We start from the raw sequence: 19,148 nt of genomic DNA on the forward strand, positions 1-19,148 counted from the left end.
TTTAATTTTACGATCCGCCTCGCATCATGAGGGGTTATCCCTCGATGGGATCGACATCCAGCACCCATTTCACCTTACGTGCATCGGGTAGCGTATTTATCAACGCCAACGTTCCGCTGACGATATGCTGCAGGCGAATGCGTGACGGATGTTGCAACAAAATTTGCCAGCGATAGCGACCGCCACGTTTGGGGGCCAGCGCCGGAACCGGGCCTAATACCCAGAGTTTGTCATCAGCTAACGGGCTGGCCTGAATCAGGTTTCGCAACTGTTGTAAGAACATCGGCGCATGCTGATTGTTATGATCTTCTGCCCGCACGATCACGTGGCTGGTCCACGGCGGTAACTGTAACGTTTGCCGTTCGGCCAGCGCCTGTTCGGCAAATGCGTCATAACCTTTATACAGCAAGGTTTGCAGTAGCGGATGTTCAGGATGGTGCGTTTGCAGCACCACTTCGCCTTGTTTCCCGGCGCGGCCAGCTCGTCCGGAAACCTGGGTATAAAGTTGGGCGAAACGTTCAGCCGAACGGAAATCGGCAGAGAACAGCGCCCCGTCAACATCCAGCAGTGCAACCAGCGTGACGTCCGGAAAGTGGTGGCCTTTCGCCAGCATTTGCGTGCCGATCAGAATGCGAGCGCCGCCGCGATGCACTTCTGCCAGGTGCTGCTCCAGCGATCCCTTACGGCTGGTGGTGTCGCGATCGATGCGTGAGATTGGCACGCCAGGGAAAAAGGGCGCCAGAGCTTGTTCCAGTTGCTCGGTGCCGAGTCCTACCGGGACCATATGCGTTGAGCCGCAGGAGGGGCACTGGCGCGGTATCGGGCGCTGGCTGTCGCAGTGGTGGCAGCGCAGGTGATGCTGCGCCTGATGCAGCGTGTAGTAGTGATCGCAGCGTGGGCATTCGGCAATCCAGCCACAGTCGTGACACAGCAGCGCAGGCGCAAAACCCCGACGATTAAGAAACAAAATTACCTGATTATCGGCTTGCAGGTGCTGACGCATGCGGGTGATCAGCGCCGGAGCCAGTCCGGCCTGCACCTGCTGACCCTTTAAATCCAGCACGTGCTGAGTGGCAGGGCGTGCGTTTCCGGCGCGACGCGTCAGGCGCAGCATGCGGTATTTGTTCTGCCGCACGTTGCACAACGTTTCCAGCGCGGGGGTGGCTGAACCGAGAATAATCGGGATCTGTTCGCTGTGGGCGCGGTAAACCGCCAGATCGCGGGCATGGTAGCGCCAGCCTTCCTGCTGCTTGTAGGAACTGTCATGCTCTTCATCGATGACAATGACGCCGAGATTTTTAAATGGGGTAAACAGCGATGAGCGTGTGCCGATGACTATTGCCGCTTCGCCATTTTTTGCTTTCAGCCAGGCCGAAAGACGTTCGCTGTCATTTAAACCCGAGTGCAGGACTTCGACCGGGGCATTGAAGCGTTCGCGAAAGCGGGCAATGGTTTGTGGCGTCAGGCCAATCTCCGGCACCATTACCAGTGCCTGTTTGCCCTGGGCGAGAACATTTTCCAGCACGCTTAAATAGACTTCTGTTTTGCCGGAACCCGTTACACCGGCGAGCAACCAGGCGCTAAAACTGTCCGACGCGCTATGAATGGCCCCAACGGCGGTAGCCTGTTCCGTGTTCAGTCGCAGTCGTTCACCTGAGACGGCGTAGTGGGTACGCCAGTCGCTAAAGCCTGGCGTTTCACTCGCCAGGGAGCACAGGCCTTTTTTCCGTAGCGCCTGTAATGCAGCATCGTTAAATTCCAGTTCAGCCACCCGATCGCGCCAGATTTTTCCCTGGCGTAGCGCAGCCAGCGCCTGTTGCTGCTTGGGAGAGCGCTTCAGACTGTTGAGGTCAATGACCTGGCCTTCTTCAGTGGCGAACCAGTACCACATGGGCGTGTTGGTGGCGGGCCTGCCCTGGCGCAACAGGATCGGCAGGGCGTGAAACAGCACGTCGCCAATGGGATGATGGTAGTAATCAGCGGCCCACAGCAGTAAACGCCAGACGGAGGTCGAATAGACGGGTTCGTTGTCCAACACCTCGCGAACGGCTTTCAATTCGTGGAGCGGCAGCTCGCTTTGCTCGCTGACTGACAGGACTATACCGACGCGCTCCTGTTGCTTACCAAAGGGCACGCGTACGCGACACCCGGCTTTGGCGCTCATACCTTCCGGCAGGAGATAGTCAAAGGTACGAGGTAGCGGAACGGGTAAGGCAACATGCGCAACGGGCATTGAATCATCCTGACTTGAAATCTGGCGGGTTAGTATACACATTAGTGAAGGGTAGAATGCGGATCAGTTTGCATGAGCAGGTTAATTTCTGTATGATTCGCCGCCTTTGATACGAATTTGTATCACTGACCTATACTATTAACATCGCGTGGTGTCTGGCGTTAGGGCTGGAAGAGCGACGCGGCCTTAAACCGAGGTTTTCCCATGAAAAAAGATATTCACCCGAAATACGAAGAAATTACTGCAAACTGCTCTTGCGGTAACGTCATGAAAATCCGCTCTACCGTCGGTCACGATCTGAACCTGGACGTGTGCGGTCAGTGCCACCCGTTCTATACTGGCAAGCAGCGTGATGTTGCTACCGGTGGCCGTGTTGATCGCTTCAACAAGCGTTTCAACATCCCGGGCAGCAAATAAGTTCCTGCTGTCAGAAAAAAGCGCCTTATGGCGCTTTTTTTGTATCTGTACTTGATAATAAAATATACATTGATGTGTTGAATGATGTTTCATTTTTAATAAATGAAACGGCGTTTTTATTTTTTAAGATAAAATATTCGCACTAGTGATCTTCGTCATTTTTATCTTCTGTTCTTTGCCACTCATGCCAATTCCTGGCAAAATCTCAAAGGTTTATCCCCTCTTTCTAAAATACACTTTCGCGGAAATATAAAATTATTCTTACGACACTATTACCTTCCTGTTTATAGTCACGGGATGTGATGGTGAATTTTATTTATTTAGTATGAAAAGGGATTGTCATGAAATTTAAATCTACCTTATTACTTATCCAATTATTATCTGCAGCCGCGCAGGCGGGTTATGTTGATTACCGTCATGAATATTATGATGACGGGCGAAATTACGATCGTGTTTATATGTCGCATCGTTTTGCTACAGGTTTTGGTGTAGCGGTAGAGGCCATTTCACGTTCTGAAGATACGCAATCGAATGATGCGTGGAATAATATGGAAAGTAACGGTAACGAGTATACGGCAAGTTACCAGTTTACCTGGCGGGATCTCATCTGGCAGCCGGGTATCGCGGTTGAAACGGGTGACAACATCACGATCTATAAGCCTTATATTCGTGTGCAATATAATCTCAATGACAGCTGGTGGACGGCATTCCGCTATCGCCAGGAGTATATGCGCAGAAACGCCGATGGTAAAGATGACCGTATGGTTTACCGTCCGGAAGCATGGCTTGGCTATAACCTCAATAACTGGATGTTTGAGCTAAACGGCATTTATAAAATTGCTGACAGCGAAGATTTATATAACAACAGAAAAGATGATTATGAATATAACTTCCGTGTTGCTTATAAAATAGATTCCTGGGTTCCATTTATTGAGATTGGTAATGTTTCTTCGGGTTATGACACCACCACGACTGACGATCGCCAGACGCGCTATCGTGTCGGCCTCGGTTATAACTTCTGATTGTTAATACTCAGCGTATTGGTTTATTACGTTGAACACCAGGATATACGCATAGCTTGCGTGAATAACATGTCTAAGGAGTTGACATCATGTCTAATGATGGAACAGTGAGTGGAAGCAATCAAGATATTGTCGTCAGACCTTTCGGATTCAGAGATAAAATTGGTTATTTGTGTGGTGACCTGGGAACCTGTTTTATTCTTGGGTTAGTAAATAGTTTTTTAATGATTTATTACACTAACGTCCTCGGCATTTCAGGCGTTATTGTCGGCTCGCTCTATTTTGTGACTAAACTCTTTGATGCGTTTGTCGATGTTGGTGTAGGGCGCTTATGTGATACCTCTAAACTGACGATACATGGGCGATTTAACCCCTGGGTGCGCCGCATGAAGTATCCGTTCTGTATCATCGCGGTGGTCCTGTTTCTGCCGTTGGTGAATGATTTTTCTTATACGGCGAAAATTATCTATATCTGCTGCTCCTATTTTGTTTACGGTTCACTGTTATCGACAGTCAGCATTCCGTATGGTGCCATGTCTGCGGCGATTAGCTCGAATCCGGAACACCGGGTGTCACTGTCAACCTGGCGCAGCGTGGGTTCCGCCATCGGCGGCGGGGCAACCGGCTTTTTCATCCCGATTCTGATGTACACCACCCTGGTGGACGGCAGCCAGGTGATTTCCGGGCAGCACTTCTTCTGGATTGCTATTGGTTGTGCCGTACTGGGCTTTATCTTTTTAACGTTGACCTGTCAGTTAACAACAGAACGCGTGCGCGTGGAGCGAAAAGAGAGCATGCCCGTGTCGGTGCTGTTGAAGGGATTGTTACGCAATAAAGCACTGATCGTTTTAGTTGTGGTGGATCTGCTGATTGTGATTAACCAAGGGTTGTCCGGTACCAATATGACTTACCTGTTTAATGACTACTTCCACAACAAAGAGGCCATGTCCGTTGCGTTGCTGTTTACCTTTGGCTCGCTGGTTTTGCTGGCACCCTCGGCATCCTGGCTGACGAAGCGGTTTGGTAAAAAAGAGGCCAGCGTCGGCGCATTGCTCTTTGCGGTGGCGATGTATCTGCTGATGTACTTCATCCATATTACGGACGCGAAAGTCTATTTGGTTTTCCTGTTCCTGGCGACATTGGGGGCAGGGTTATTCAACCTGATGATTTGGGCGTTTATGACCGATGTGTGTGATTATCATCAGTATGTCACCGGCGATCGTGAGGATGGTACGGTTTACGGCGTAAACTTCTTTGCCCGCAAGGTAGGTCAGGCGTGTGCAGGGGCGATTGGTGGCTTTATGCTGGCCATCATTGGTTATCAATCTTCGTCAACGGGCGGCGCTGTGCAAACCAGCATCGTGCAGGAAAATATTTATACGATGGCAAATCTCTTGCCGGCCTTATGTCTGTTTTTGGCGGCGGTCATACTGATTTATCTCTATCCATTGAACCGCAAAGAAACGCTTAAAATGGAAGAAACATTGAATAAAATCAATGGTATTAGCAAGTAACGTTGTGAGAAACGGCGGGGTTATCCCGCCTTTTCTCATTTTTCTAACCGTTAGCCGATCAGTACTCCCACGTATCCGGGTCGATCCCCAGTTCACGCATGATGATCTTCGCCTCTTCCGGGATCTCATCACTGCGTTCTTTGCGCAGATCCTCGTCGTTTGGCAACGGTTGCCCGGTAAAGGCGTGCAGAAACGCTTCACACAGCAGTTCGCTGTTGGTGGCGTGGCGCAGGTTATTCACCTGACGACGCGTGCGTTCATCGGTAAGGATTTTTAACACCTTCAGAGGAATGGAAACCGTAATTTTTTTGACTTGCTCACTCTTCTTACCGTGCTCAGCGTATGGGCTGATATATTCGCCGCTCCATTCAGCCATGAGATACTTAATCCTCTTCGTCATTAATATTGAGGCCAGAACCTGAGCCCGGACCATAATTGCGCGTAGTTTATCGTAGTGGCGCGGCCCTGACACGAAGTTAGCCGACGCAAATGTACGCTAATGCATATAATTTTAACGGCTATTTCCTGTTTGCTCAATCTATACGCAAAGAAGTTTAGATGTCCAGATGTATTGACGGCTATTGTAACAATGATTACTCTGGTGTCTGACTTTTCACCGACACAGCCAGGATCTCCTCAATATGACGCGTAAACAGGCCACCATTGCAGTGCGTAGCGGATTAAATGACGACGAGCAGTACGGTTGCGTTGTCCCACCGATTCACCTCTCCAGTACCTATAATTTCACTGGTTTTAATGAGCCGCGCGCTCATGACTATTCACGCCGTGGCAACCCGACGCGTGATGTGGTTCAGCGGGCGCTGGCGGAGCTGGAAGGTGGCGCTGGCGCAGTGCTGACCAATACCGGCATGTCGGCGATTCATCTGGTGACGACGGTGTTCCTGAAGCCTGGCGATCTGCTGGTCGCACCGCACGACTGTTACGGTGGTAGCTACCGCCTGTTTGACAGTCTGGCAAAACGTGGCTGCTATCGCGTGCTGTTTGTCGATCAGGGTGATGAGCAGGCGCTGAAAGCGGCGTTGGCGGAAAAACCAAAGCTGGTACTGATCGAAAGTCCAAGCAATCCGCTGCTGCGTGTGGTGGATATTGCAAAAATCTGCCAACTGGCGCGTGAGGCTGGTGCGGTGAGCGTTGTCGACAACACTTTTTTAAGCCCTGCACTGCAAAATCCACTGGCATTGGGCGCCGATCTGGTGTTGCATTCATGCACGAAATATTTAAACGGTCACTCGGATGTGGTGGCTGGCGTGGTGATAGCGAAAGATCCGGAGACGGTCACTGAGCTGGCATGGTGGGCGAATAATATTGGTGTAACCGGCGGCGCATTTGATAGCTATCTGCTGTTGCGTGGCCTGCGTACTCTGTCGCCGCGTATGGAAGTGGCACAACGTAACGCTCAGGCTATTGTGGACTACCTGCAAACCCAGCCGTTGGTGAAAAAACTGTATCATCCGTCACTGCCGGATAATCAGGGGCATGAGATTGCCGCGCGTCAGCAAAAAGGGTTCGGCGCGATGTTGAGTTTTGAACTGGATGGCGACGAGCAAACATTGCGTCGCTTCCTGAGCGGGTTGTCATTGTTTACGCTGGCGGAATCATTAGGGGGCGTTGAAAGTCTGATCTCCCACGCCGCGACCATGACACACGCGGGTATGGCACCAGAAGCGCGTGCTGCTGCCGGAATTTCTGAAACGCTGCTGCGTATCTCCACCGGTATTGAAGATGGCGAAGATTTAATTGCCGACCTGGAAAATGGCTTCCGGGCTGCAAACAAGGGGTAAACATGAGTGTGATTGCGCAGGCAGGGGCGAAGGGTCGTCAACTGCACAAATTTGGTGGTAGTAGTCTGGCAGACGTGAAATGTTATTTGCGTGTCGCAGGTATTATGGCGGAGTACTCGCAGCCTGACGATATGATGGTTGTTTCCGCCGCGGGCAGTACCACTAACCAGTTGATTAGCTGGCTTAAGCTAAGCCAGACCGATCGTCTTTCTGCGCATCAGGTTCAGCAGGCGTTACGCCGTTATCAAAGTGAGCTGATTAGCGGCCTGTTACCACCAGACGTGGCTGATGGGCTGATCGGTGCGTTTATTCACGATCTGGAGCGTCTGGCCGGATTGCTTGACAGCGGTGTGAATGAAGCCGTCTACGCCGAAGTGGTGGGGCATGGTGAAGTGTGGTCGGCGCGTTTGATGTCTGCTGTCCTTAACCAGCAGGGACTGGAGTCTGCCTGGCTGGATGCGCGTGAGTTTTTACGTGCTGAACGCGGTGCCCAGCCGCAGGTGGATGAAGGTCTGTCATATCCGTTGCTGCAACAACTGCTGGCTCAACATCCTGGCAAGCGCCTGGTGGTTACCGGGTTTATCAGCCGTAGCAATGCCGGTGAAACGGTGCTGCTGGGGCGTAACGGCTCTGACTATTCAGCTACGCAGGTGGGGGCGCTGGCGGGCGTTTCCCGTGTGACTATCTGGAGCGATGTCGCTGGGGTTTATAGTGCGGACCCGCGTAAAGTCAAAGATGCCTGTCTGCTGCCGCTGCTGCGTCTGGATGAAGCCAGCGAGCTGGCGCGTCTGGCGGCGCCGGTTCTGCATGCCCGCACCCTACAGCCGGTTTCGGGTAGTGATATCGACCTCCAGCTGCGCTGCAGCTACACGCCGGATCAGGGGTCAACGCGGATTGAGCGTGTACTGGCTTCTGGTACTGGGGCGCGCATTGTGACCAGCCATGACGACGTCTGTCTGATTGAGTTTCAGGTTCCCACTGGCCAGGACTTTAAGCTGGCTTACAAAGATATCGATCAGATTTTAAAACGCACGCAGGTGCGTCCGCTGGCGGTTGGCGTGCATCCGGACCGTCAGTTGCTGCAATTTTGCTATACCTCAGAAGTCGCTGACGGCGCACTGAAAATTCTGGATGAAGCTGGCCTGCCGGGCGAGCTGCGTCTGCGCCAGGGGTTGGCGCTGGTGGCGATGGTTGGGGCAGGCGTAACGCGCAATCCGCTGCATTGCCACCGTTTCTGGCAGCAGTTAAAAGGCCAGCCAGTCGAGTTTACCTGGCAGTCGGAAGAGGGGATCAGTCTGGTTGCGGTACTGCGTACCGGCCCGACCGAAAGCCTGATTCAGGGTTTGCATCAGTCTATTTTCCGTGCAGAAAAACGTATCGGTCTGGTGCTGTTCGGCAAAGGCAACATTGGCTCGCGCTGGCTGGAACTGTTTGCCCGCGAACAAACAACGCTTTCCGCGCGTACCGGATTTGAATTCGTGCTGGCCGGCGTGGTGGATAGCCGCCGCAGCCTGCTGAACTATGAAGGGTTGGATGCCAGCCGTGCTCTGGCCTTCTTCGACGACGAAGCGGTAGAGCAGGATGAAGAGGCGCTATTCCTGTGGATGCGCGCCCACCCGTATGATGATTTAGTGGTGCTGGATGTGACGGCCAGTGAACAATTGGCCGATCAGTATCTGGACTTCGCCAGCCATGGTTTCCATGTCATTAGCGCCAATAAACTGGCGGGGGCGAGTACCAGTGATAAGTATCGCCAAATTCATGATGCGTTCGAAAAAACCGGCCGCCACTGGCTGTATAACGCCACCGTGGGCGCAGGTTTGCCGATCAACCATACTGTGCGCGATCTGATTGATAGCGGTGATACGATTTTGTCGATCAGCGGGATCTTCTCCGGCACGTTATCCTGGCTGTTTCTGCAATTTGATGGCACGGTCCCGTTCACCGATCTGGTTGATCAGGCCTGGCAGCAAGGGTTAACTGAACCGGACCCGCGCGTCGATCTTTCTGGCAAAGATGTGATGCGTAAGCTGGTGATCCTGGCGCGTGAAGCGGGCTACGATATTGAGCCGGACCAGGTTCGCGTTGAGTCGCTGGTGCCTGCGCACTGTGAAGAAGGCTCTATTGACCATTTCTTTGAAAATGGCGATGAGTTGAACGAACAGATGGTGCAACGTCTGGAAGCTGCGCGTGAAATGGGGCTGGTATTGCGCTACGTGGCGCGTTTTGACGCCAATGGTAAAGCGCGTGTGGGTGTTGAAGCGGTCCGTGCTGAACACCCGCTGGCCGCGCTGTTGCCGTGCGATAACGTATTCGCCATTGAAAGCCGTTGGTATCGCGATAATCCGTTGGTGATCCGCGGGCCGGGCGCAGGTCGTGATGTGACCGCCGGTGCGATTCAGTCGGATATTAATCGTCTGGCGCAGCTGCTGTAGTTTGCGTTGCCGGATGGCGCTTACGCTTATCCGGCGAACCGTAGGCCCGGTAAGCGGCAGCGCCACCGGGCAAATCCAGGATGTTGTATTTCTCCGCCAGCGTCCTTATCGTCTGCAACACCGAATGGGCCGAGTAACGGGCGCTATTCCGAAATTCCGTCTGTTGCTGCAACCAGGCGAGAAAATGATGACTTGCCGCCAGGGTTATTGATGCGCCTTTTTCAACCTGACCCTCCGTTAACAAACACACCATTTTACGCGTGTCACCTTGTTGCCAAATTTGCCACTGGTTTTGCCACCATCCCTGATAACTTTTGCCCAGTAACTGCCAGGGCCTGGTGTGTTGATCGTCACTGATTTCTTCATCCACAAACCACAGCGAGGCGTGATGTTCGCGAAACTGTTCCGCCCATGCGGTAATCACTGCGCCGCGCAGAAAGCACTCATGAGCGATGATGTGCGTTTTAACTGCAGGCCAGAGATGGCTCAGGACGCGGAAATGCCCATGCGCGGTAATGACCGGGCGTAAAATTGCGCCGCTGGCGTTACGTTTAAGCATCGCGCTGCCGTACTGAATTTCGTCAAACTGGCTGCGGCGTAAAAACTGTGTTTCGCGCTGACTGACTCGTTCCACAATATCATCATGACTCACTACTGGCTCAGTGTTGCCGCGCCAGCGGTAACGCAATGAAGCCCCGGCAGGATGAGGTGTGAAATTGCTGGAAATATGCAGAATATTGCCACGAATAGCATCAAAGCTGAGCAACACATAAAGTTTCTGGTCTGCGCTGGCGCCTTGAAAAGGCACGATCAACGGAACCGTCGCGATTTGTTCTGGCGGTTCAAAAAGTGTGAGCGGCTGTCGTTTGGGCGTCCAGACCTTTTTACACGCCCGACACTGAACGCGCTGACTGCCCTGGGGATTTCGGCCATAGCGGATTGGGTCCCGTTGGTAACAACTTGGGCAAAAATGACCGCTATTAGCTGCAGAATCCGCTAAATAAGCCGACAGCCAGAGTCGGAACTGTTCCTCGTTAAACAGCGGCGGATAACTCCCGCATGCCCGGCAGTGCAGCGCGGCATAACCCAGCCGATACTCTGGCCAGCTGTAATCTGCTGAACTCGCCAATCCCAGATTTTGGCAGCCAAAGGACTTACAGCAATTGATAGTGAACGGAGACGCCATCGTATTACCAACGATTTTTAATGGTCGTTGATTTTGCCCTGTGACTATCACCGATAGATGTGATTTTTCTCACATAAAAAAACCTTTCAGAACGTAACGTAGCGATTCTTTATATGACTGAAAGGGATTGATTATGAAGTTAAAAATGTTGGCTGTTGGTATTCTGGTGTCACTGCCGCTTTGGGCATCCGCTAAAGATGTCACCATTATTTATACCAACGATCTCCATGCCCACGTTGAACCTTATAAAGTGCCGTGGATTGCGGATGGCACGCGTGATATTGGCGGCTGGGCTAATATCGCGACGATGGTGAAGCAGGAAAAAACGAAAAATAGCGCCACCTGGTTCTTTGATGCCGGGGACTATTTTACCGGGCCGTATATCAGCAGCCTGACCAAGGGCAAGGCGATTATCGATATCATGAACACCATGAATTTTGACGCTGTCACCATGGGCAATCATGAGTTCGATCATGGCTGGGATAACACGCTGCTACAGCTGAGCCAGGCGAAATTCCCGATTGTGCAGGGAAATATCTTTTATCAGAACAGCAATAAAATGTTCTGGGATAAGCCGTACACCATCATTGAGAAAGATGGCGTGAAAATTGGCGTAATTGGTCTGCACGGTGTGTTTGCTTTTGATGATACGGTTTCTGCGGCGACACGTGTTGGTATCGAAGCACGTGATGAAGTGAAGTGGTTGCAACGCTATATCGATGAGCTTAAAGGCAAAGTCGATCTCACCGTGGCGCTGATCCATGAAGGCACGCCAGCGCGTCAGTCCAGCCTGGGAGGCACCGATGTGCGCCGTGCGTTGGATAAAGACATCCAGACCGCAGGCCAGGTGAAGGGGCTGGATATCCTGATCACCGGTCATGCGCATGTGGGCACGCCAGAGCCGATTAAAGTCGGTAATACCCTGATCCTTTCCACCGACAGCGGGGGGATTGATGTGGGTAAACTGGTGCTGGATTACCAGCAGAAACCGCATCAATTTACCGTGAAGAATTTCGAGCTGAAGACCATCTACGCCGATGAGTGGAAACCCGATCCGCAGACGAAACAGGTTATTGATGGCTGGAATAAGAAGCTCGATAAGGTGGTGCAGCAGACGGTTGCCAACTCGCCGGTTGAGCTGACGCGTGCTTACGGTGAATCTTCTTCGCTGGGGAACCTGGCGGCGGATGCGTTGCTGGCGGCGGCGGGGAAAGATACCCAGTTAGCGCTCACTAACTCAGGCGGCATCCGTAATGAAGTCCCGGCAGGTGCCATCACCATGGGGGCGGTCATTAGCACCTTCCCGTTCCCGAATGAGCTGGCAACCATGGATCTCACCGGTAAGCAGTTGCGTAGTTTGATGGAGCACGGCGCGAGTTTAAGTAACGGTGTTTTGCAGGTATCCAAAGGCCTGGAGATGAAGTATGACAGCAGTAAACCGGTTGGTCAGCGGGTCACCGTATTGACGTTAAACGGCAAACCCATTGAGGACGCCACCACCTATCACATTGCCACCAATAGCTTCCTGGCGGACGGTGGTGATGGTTTTGCCGCATTTACCGAAGGTAAAGCGCGTAACACATCCGGAGGCTACTACATCTCTAATGCGGTTGTTGATTATTTCAAAGCGGGAAATCCGCTGACGGATGAGCAACTCAAAGGTATGCGTGTGGAAGATGTGAAACCATAGTGAGCTCAGGCCAGCAGATATTCCGCTGGCCTGTTGTTTTAACCTCTGTGGGAGGCAAACACCTCTTTTGCGGCGAACAAACCGTTGAGTGCCGCGGGGAAGCCAGCATACACGGCCATCTGCATTATCACTTCAACGATCTCATCCTGCGTTAAACCCACGTGTAATGCCGCGCCAATATGCACTTTCAGTTGCGGTGTGGCGTTACCCAGCGCCGTTAATGCCGCGACGGTAGCGATTTCCCGACTGCGTAAATCCAGCCCCGGCCTTGAATAGATGTCGCCAAAAGGAAATTCAATCAGGTATCGGGCGAAGTCTGGCGCAATATCCTGCAGACTTTCGATGACCGCATCGCCCCCTTTACCATCCACTTTTTGCAACATCTCCTGACCGGTAATAAAGCGTTCTGAAGGCATCATTTCTTCCTCTTTCGTGTGGTCTGTGGCGTGAGGATAGAGCGCGCAGAATGATTGGGATAATACCGTTTCCGTGATACCTTTTCGGTATGACAACATCGTCTTTGCACTCTCTGGATATCCGTCTGCTGCGTTACTTTTCCGTAGTAGCGGAAGAGAACAATATGAGCCGGGCGGCGCAACGTCTTTTTATGTCGCAGCCGCCGCTAAGCCGTCATATTCGCCAGCTTGAAGAACGCCTGGGAGTGACGCTTTTTGTCCGTCATACCCGTGGGTTGACGTTGACGGAGGAGGGTCAGCACGTATTAGAAATGGTGCGCCCACTGTTGGCACTACAGGACAAGACCTATCTTGCATTGAGCCAGCTAGCGCAGATGGAGGTGCAACCTCTGCGTTTAGGATTAAGCACGGCGTTTGAACAGGGTGTTTTTGTGGCGCTTGAATCAACGCTAAATGCTCGTGTAAAAATGCTGCGTGTCATGCGTCACGGCTCACCTGAACTTGTTCGTCAGGTAAGGCGAGGCAAACTGGATGCGGCGCTGGTGGCTTTGCCTATTGAGGCATCTGGGCTTACTGTCACCCCTTTAGCCTGGCAAGAGCCGATAATTGCTGCATTACCCTCCTTTTGGTCAGAGGCTTGTACGGCCTCTCTTTCCTTATCGGCACTCAACCACCGACCGTTGTTCTGGTTCCAGCGGGAACGTAACCCGGCTTTCTTTGACTACACCCGGCAGATTTTCCACCGTGCTGGTTACTCTCCTTCCTGTCTTGAAGAACCGCTGGAGCATGATGTTCTGCTTGCGCGGATTGCCCAGGGCGATGGTTTAAGTTTGCTCCCGGCTTCGTTTGCCGCTATCCAGCGCCATGGCGTGGTATTCCATCCACTGAGCGATGCTGAGCTGTCTATCCGTGCCGGATTAGTGATGTTGCCTGAAAATGAGAGCCGGTTGCAGTGGGTGCAAGAACTCATGATGCAATCCCTCACCATTTCAAACTGATGTGAATTTATTTCACGTTGACTGAGTATTCCTCACCTTTATCGATGATTTTTGTGTTGACGCCAGCGTGCTTTTCCGTCATTTTTACATCTAGACGTCTAAACGTATAGCAGTTCACAACACAACATATAACGACAAAAGATTGATGAGGTAAGGTATGAGCTTTTTTCACGCCAACCAGCGGGAAGCCCTGAATCAGAGCCTGGCGGAAGTGCAGGGTCAGATTAACGTTTCGTTTGAGTTTTTCCCGCCGCGCACCAGTGAAATGGAGCAAACCCTGTGGAACTCCATCGATCGCCTGAGCAGCCTGAAGCCGAAGTTTGTATCCGTGACTTACGGGGCAAATTCGGGCGAGCGCGACCGTACGCACAGCATTATTAAAGGGATTAAGGATCGCACGGGCCTCGAAGCGGCTCCGCACCTGACCTGTATTGATGCCACTCGCGATGAACTGCGCACCATTGCTCAGGATTACTGGAATAACGGTATTCGTCATATTGTTGCCCTGCGTGGCGACCTGCCTCCGGGTGGCGGTAAACCAGATATGTATGCTGCCGATCTGGTGAGCCTGCTAAAAGACGTCGCAGATTTTGATATCTCTGTTGCCGCTTATCCGGAAGTTCATCCGGAAGCGAAGAGTGCCCAGGCAGACCTGCTTAACCTGAAACGTAAGGTTGATGCCGGCGCAAACCGGGCGATCACCCAGTTCTTCTTTGATGTGGAAAGCTACCTGCGTTTTCGCGACCGTTGCGTATCAGCAGGCATCGATGTGGAAATTATTCCGGGTATCCTGCCGGTCTCTAACTTTAAGCAGGCGAAGAAATTCGCCGATATGACCAATGTTCGTATCCCTTCCTGGATGTCGACAATGTTTGATGGCCTGGATGAGGATGCCGAAACCCGCAAGCTGGTAGGGGCGAATATCGCCATGGACATGGTGAAGATCCTCAGTCGCGAAGGGGTGAAAGATTTTCACTTCTATACGCTCAACCGCGCTGAGATGAGCTACGCTATTTGTCACACACTGGGTGTAAGACCGAATTAAACAGATGCCCCAGCCCTCTACGGAGGGCTTTTTATTGATCATTTTGATCTACATCTCTGTAACTTAAAATATAAAAGGAATTAGCTATCGAATCTGTGGGTTATTTCGACTATATCTTATCTCTGGTGGTGTATATCGTAGTCAGAACACTGTAAAGGGAGCATATAGATGAGCATGTCCGACGATAGCCATAACGCATCAACTACCGGTAAGTGTCCTTTTCATCAGGGCGGTCATGATCAGAGCGCGGGAGCAGGAACGAACAACCGCGACTGGTGGCCTAATCAACTCCGTGTAGATTTGCTGAACCAACATTCCAACCGTTCGAACCCGCTGGGCGAGGACTTCAACTACCGCAAAGAATTTAGCAAACTCGACTATTCTGCCCTGAAAGGGGATCTCAGAGCCCTTCTGTCCGAATCTCAACCGTGGTGGCCTGCCGACTGGGGATCTTATGCCGGTTTATTCATTCGTATGGCATGGCACGGTGCAGGGACTTATCGCTCCATCGATGGACGCGGTGGCGCGGGTCGCGGACAGCAGCGTTTTGCACCACTGAATTCCTGGCCGGACAACGTTAGCCTTGATAAGGCGCGTCGTCTGTTGTGGCCAATCAAGCAAAAATATGGGCAGAAAATTTCCTGGGCCGACCTGTTTATCCTCGCGGGTAACGTGGCGTTGGAAAACTCAGGCTTCCGTACCTTCGGTTTTGGCGCAGGGCGTGAAGATGTCTGGGAACCGGATCTCGACGTGAACTGGGGTGATGAGAAAGCCTGGCTGACTCACCGCCACCCGGAAGAGCTGGCAAAAGCCCCGCTTGGCGCAACCGAGATGGGTCTTATCTATGTGAACCCGGAAGGGCCGGACCATAGCGGTGAACCGCTTTCTGCGGCAGCGGCAATTCGTGCGACCTTCGGTAATATGGGGATGAATGACGAAGAAACCGTCGCGTTGATTGGTGGTGGTCATACGTTGGGCAAAACCCACGGTGCAGCACCAGCATCCCATGTTGGTCCTGATCCGGAATCCGCACCAATTGAAGCGCAGGGCCTGGGCTGGGCCAGCAGCTACGGCAGCGGCTCGGGTGCAGATGCTATCACCTCTGGTCTGGAAGTCGTCTGGACGCAGACGCCGACCCAGTGGAGCAACTATTTCTTCGAGAACCTGTTCAAATATGAGTGGGTGCAAACGCGCAGCCCGGCAGGCGCTATTCAGTTTGAAGCGGTTGACGCACCGGAGATTATCCCCGATCCGTTCGATCCGTCGAAAAAGCGCAAGCCAACAATGCTGGTCACCGACCTGACCCTGCGCTTTGATCCTGAGTTCGAGAAGATCTCTCGTCGTTTCCTTAACGATCCGCAGGCGTTCAACGAAGCCTTTGCCCGTGCGTGGTTTAAACTGACGCACCGTGATATGGGGCCGAAATCGCGTTACATCGGACCGGAAGTACCGCAAGAAGATCTGATTTGGCAGGATCCACTGCCGCATGCGTTCTTCAACCCAAGCGAAGAAGACATTCTTAACCTGAAGGCGACCATTGCAGCTTCCGGGCTTTCTGTCAGTGAGCTGGTATCGGTGGCGTGGGCTTCCGCATCGACTTTCCGTGGCGGTGACAAACGTGGTGGCGCTAACGGTGCTCGCCTGGCGTTGGCACCACAACGCGGCTGGGATGTTAATGCGACTGCGGCACGTGTTCTGCCAGTGCTGGAGGGCATTTATAAATCTGCTCATACCGCCTCGTTGGCCGACATTATCGTGCTGGCCGGTGTGGTAGGTGTTGAGAAAGCGGCAAGCGCGGCGGGTGTTAACATCACTGTACCTTTTGTTCCGGGCCGCGTAGATGCGCGTCAGGACCAAACCGATATCGAGATGTTTGAGCTGCTGGAGCCAATTGCAGATGGTTTCCGTAACTATCGTGCCCGCCCTGACGTGTCGACCACCGAGTCGTTACTGATCGATAAAGCGCAGCAGCTGACGCTGACCGCACCGGAAATGACCGTGCTGGTAGGCGGGATGCGCGTCCTGGGTGCCAACTTCGATGGTAGTCAGCATGGCGTCTTTACCGATCGTCCTGGCGTGCTCAGCAATGACTTCTTCGTCAACCTGCTGGATATGCGTAACGAATGGAAAGCGACTGACGAATCGAAAGAGGTCTTTGAAGGTCGTGACCGTCTGAACGGTGAAGTGAAATACACCGCAACCCGCGCCGACCTGGTGTTTGGCTCTAACTCGGTACTGCGTGCGCTGGCAGAAGTTTATGCCTGCAGCGATGCCCACGAGAAGTTCGTGAAGGACTTTGTCGCAGCATGGGTGAAAGTGATGAACCTGGACCGTTTCGATCTGCTGTAATCGAAAATGCCGGATGTCGCTTGCGCGGCTCCGGCATTGTAAGAATAAAAAAAATCCCCGTGATTGCGGGGATTTTCTATTTGCAGGTTATTCCCACTCTTGCAGGTAACGTTGACCGTACTGGTCAGCCACCAGCAGGGCAGCGTAAACCTGATCCGGCGTGGCGCCGCCCGGCATGTTGTGGATAGTTTCGCCTTCGGCACAAGCCGCTTCTGCCACAATGCGCATCTTCGCGGGAACATCCTGTTTGATGTCCAGTTGCGCCAGCGTAATCGGCAGGCCAACGGAATGGCACAGTGCAGCCACGGTTTCGATTTCGTCTACCGGCGCGTTTTCCAGCACCAGTTGCGTCAATGTACCGAAAGCCACCTTCTCACCGTGGTAGTAGTGATGTGCATCCGGGATCGCCGTCAGACCGTTATGGATCGCGTGTGCAGCGGCCAGGCCACCGCTTTCAAAACCCACGCCGCTCAGATAGGTATTGGCTTCAATGACGCGCTCCAGCGCCGGCGTTACCACATGTTGCTCGGCGGCCAGCATCGCTTTTTCGCCTTCTTCAATCAGCGTATTGAAGCACAGCTCCGCCAGTGCCAGTGCGGCCTGAGTGCATTGACCACCCGCCATGGTGGTTGCGCCGCTGCGTGAGCAGGCTCGTGCTTCAAACCAGGTTGCCAGCGCATCGCCGATACCCGCTGCCAGCAGCCGTGCAGGCGCACCCGCGACAATTTTGGTATCAACAATGACCCTGTCCGGGTTGTTTGGCAGCAGCAAATAGCGATCGAATTCACCGGCATCGGTGTAAATGACGGACAGCGCGCTACATGGCGCATCGGTAGAGGCGATGGTTGGCGCAATGGCAACCGGTACACCCATAAAGTGCGCCAGCGCTTTGGCGGTATCCAGCGTTTTACCTCCGCCGATACCGAGCACGGCACCGCATTGCGCTTTTTCTGCCACGCCACGCAGGCGGTCGATTTCGTTTTGTGAACATTCACCACCAAACGGCACGATCTCGAGTGCCAGACCGGCGTCGTGGAAGCTTTTTTCCAGTGCGCCCTGGGCAAATCCTAAGACAAACTTGTCCCCAACGACCAGCCAGCGTTCTGCCAGTGGTTTGAGATAGCTGCCAAGACGGGTAATAACATCAGCGCCCTGGATGTACTTACCAGGAGATTGAATAATGTGATCCATACTTTATTTCCCTCACAGGTTGATGTGACCAAATGCGTTGTTCCAGTCCTGCTCAAACTTCTCTATCGCTGACTCTACCGCAGGGGTATTGAGCATTTGTTGCGCTACGTCTAATGGCAGGGTGATTGCGGCACATCCTGCCAGTAAGCAATCCAGCGCCTGGCGCGGTGTCTTAAAACTGGCTGCCAACACCATGCTGTTTGGCGCATGCATCTCCAGAAGCGTTTGCAGCTCTTGCACCGTGCGGATACCGTCACCACCCTGAGCATCAATGCGGTTAACGTATGGTGCGATATATTTTGCCCCTGCCAGTGCGGCCAGCAGACCCTGAGAGGCACTGTATACCGCGGTGCCTAGCGTGGTGATCCCCTCTGTTTTTAGCATTTTGATGGCAGCCAGACCTTCGGATGTCACCGGGATTTTCACTACCAGACCGGGCACGGCGTTGCTCAGGCGTCTGGCTTCTTCCACCATGCCCTGCGCGTCGCGGCTCATGGTTTGGGCAAACAAAATGCCCTCTTCGCCGATGGCGTTTTGCAGACGTGGCAGTACATCCCAGATGGATTCTTTGCTGGCCGCGACAATACTGGGGTTGGTTGTGACCCCGGTTATGGGGAAAATGCGAGCCAGACGTTCAACTTCCGCGACGTTGGCGGTATCCAGGTACAGTTCCATATAAAACACCCTCTTAATTTCTCGTTAGCAGCCCGTTACCGGGATACTTTGCTGTGCTCAGGATAAGAGTGTTTCGGCATACTGCGCTATCTGACAAATCTGTCAAAAGCTGGACAAATGTAATGTGTCGGTGAAAGTGGGAGATACTTCACATGTTATTGGTTGGCCAGTCTAT

General features: G+C 52.8%; 15 protein-coding genes. 9 read left to right on the forward strand and 6 right to left on the reverse strand.

The window, feature by feature from the left end:
- Positions 1-34: 34 nt before the first annotated feature.
- Positions 35-2,233, reverse strand: coding sequence for a primosomal protein N' (priA, locus tag FDX19_RS02410; RefSeq protein ID WP_137381467.1), 2,199 nt, complete (start codon positions 2,231-2,233; stop codon positions 35-37).
- Positions 2,234-2,437: 204 nt separating this feature from the next.
- On the opposite strand from priA, the gene rpmE reads away from it, so the two are divergent.
- The 3 genes from rpmE to FDX19_RS02425 all read left to right on the forward strand — a co-directional run bounded on the left by rpmE (position 2,438) and on the right by FDX19_RS02425 (position 5,186).
- Complete coding sequence (gene rpmE, locus FDX19_RS02415; RefSeq protein ID WP_094761941.1) at positions 2,438-2,650, forward strand: 50S ribosomal protein L31; 213 nt, start codon at positions 2,438-2,440, stop codon at positions 2,648-2,650.
- A 341-nt stretch (positions 2,651-2,991) separates the two neighbouring features.
- The gene (locus FDX19_RS02420; RefSeq protein WP_137381468.1) at positions 2,992-3,672 is read left to right on the forward strand and encodes an oligogalacturonate-specific porin KdgM family protein; all 681 of its coding nucleotides are present in this window, start codon (positions 2,992-2,994) and stop codon (positions 3,670-3,672) included.
- An 89-nt stretch (positions 3,673-3,761) separates the two neighbouring features.
- Positions 3,762-5,186 (forward strand): MFS transporter, encoded by a 1,425-nt coding sequence (locus tag FDX19_RS02425; RefSeq protein ID WP_137381469.1) that lies wholly within the window; start codon positions 3,762-3,764, stop codon positions 5,184-5,186.
- 58 nt (positions 5,187-5,244) lie between these two features.
- On the opposite strand, the gene metJ is transcribed toward FDX19_RS02425, so the two are convergent.
- Positions 5,245-5,562: a met regulon transcriptional regulator MetJ gene (gene metJ / locus FDX19_RS02430; protein WP_012133855.1), complete on the reverse strand. Its 318-nt coding sequence runs from the start codon at positions 5,560-5,562 to the stop codon at positions 5,245-5,247.
- Between the two features lie 265 nt (positions 5,563-5,827).
- Here metJ and metB point away from each other — a divergent pair, with 265 nt between their 5' ends.
- Both metB and metL read left to right on the forward strand, forming a co-directional pair.
- On the forward strand, positions 5,828-6,988 hold the full coding sequence (gene metB, locus FDX19_RS02435; RefSeq protein WP_137381470.1) for a cystathionine gamma-synthase: 1,161 nt from the start codon (positions 5,828-5,830) through the stop codon (positions 6,986-6,988).
- A 2-nt stretch (positions 6,989-6,990) separates the two neighbouring features.
- A complete protein-coding gene (gene metL / locus FDX19_RS02440; RefSeq protein ID WP_137381471.1) occupies positions 6,991-9,423 on the forward strand; it encodes a bifunctional aspartate kinase/homoserine dehydrogenase II in 2,433 nt (810 codons plus the stop codon).
- Here the strand turns inward: metL and FDX19_RS02445 are convergent.
- Positions 9,398-10,609, reverse strand: coding sequence for a cytoplasmic protein (locus FDX19_RS02445; protein ID WP_137381472.1), 1,212 nt, complete (start codon positions 10,607-10,609; stop codon positions 9,398-9,400). The genes metL and FDX19_RS02445 overlap by 26 nt on opposite strands.
- Positions 10,610-10,742: 133 nt before the next feature.
- On the opposite strand from FDX19_RS02445, the gene FDX19_RS02450 reads away from it, so the two are divergent.
- The gene (locus tag FDX19_RS02450; RefSeq protein ID WP_137381473.1) at positions 10,743-12,299 is read left to right on the forward strand and encodes a bifunctional UDP-sugar hydrolase/5'-nucleotidase; all 1,557 of its coding nucleotides are present in this window, start codon (positions 10,743-10,745) and stop codon (positions 12,297-12,299) included.
- A gap of 38 nt (positions 12,300-12,337) precedes the next feature.
- Here the strand turns inward: FDX19_RS02450 and FDX19_RS02455 are convergent, their stop codons facing one another.
- The gene (locus FDX19_RS02455) at positions 12,338-12,715 is read right to left on the reverse strand and encodes a carboxymuconolactone decarboxylase family protein (protein ID WP_137381512.1); all 378 of its coding nucleotides are present in this window, start codon (positions 12,713-12,715) and stop codon (positions 12,338-12,340) included.
- 89 nt (positions 12,716-12,804) lie between these two features.
- Between FDX19_RS02455 and FDX19_RS02460 the strand changes: the two genes are divergently transcribed.
- The 3 genes from FDX19_RS02460 (at position 12,805) to katG (ending at position 17,107) form a co-directional block, all read left to right on the forward strand.
- Positions 12,805-13,713 carry a LysR family transcriptional regulator gene (locus tag FDX19_RS02460; RefSeq protein ID WP_137381474.1) on the forward strand — a complete coding sequence of 303 codons (909 nt, stop codon included), beginning with the start codon at positions 12,805-12,807 and terminating at the stop codon, positions 13,711-13,713.
- Positions 13,714-13,870: 157 nt separating this feature from the next.
- Positions 13,871-14,758: a methylenetetrahydrofolate reductase gene (metF, locus tag FDX19_RS02465; RefSeq protein ID WP_137381475.1), complete on the forward strand. Its 888-nt coding sequence runs from the start codon at positions 13,871-13,873 to the stop codon at positions 14,756-14,758.
- Between the two features lie 168 nt (positions 14,759-14,926).
- The gene (gene katG, locus FDX19_RS02470) at positions 14,927-17,107 is read left to right on the forward strand and encodes a catalase/peroxidase HPI (RefSeq protein ID WP_137381476.1); all 2,181 of its coding nucleotides are present in this window, start codon (positions 14,927-14,929) and stop codon (positions 17,105-17,107) included.
- 87 nt (positions 17,108-17,194) lie between these two features.
- Here katG and FDX19_RS02475 read toward each other — a convergent pair whose 3' ends face one another.
- On the reverse strand, positions 17,195-18,298 hold the full coding sequence (locus tag FDX19_RS02475; protein ID WP_137381477.1) for a glycerol dehydrogenase: 1,104 nt from the start codon (positions 18,296-18,298) through the stop codon (positions 17,195-17,197).
- 12 nt (positions 18,299-18,310) lie between these two features.
- Positions 18,311-18,973, reverse strand: a complete 663-nt coding sequence (fsa, locus tag FDX19_RS02480) for a fructose-6-phosphate aldolase (RefSeq protein ID WP_137381478.1) — start codon at positions 18,971-18,973, stop codon at positions 18,311-18,313.
- Positions 18,974-19,148 lie beyond the last annotated feature (175 nt).

The organism is Citrobacter sp. wls619, from assembly GCF_005281345.1.
Taxonomy (GTDB): Bacteria; Pseudomonadota; Gammaproteobacteria; order Enterobacterales; family Enterobacteriaceae; genus Citrobacter.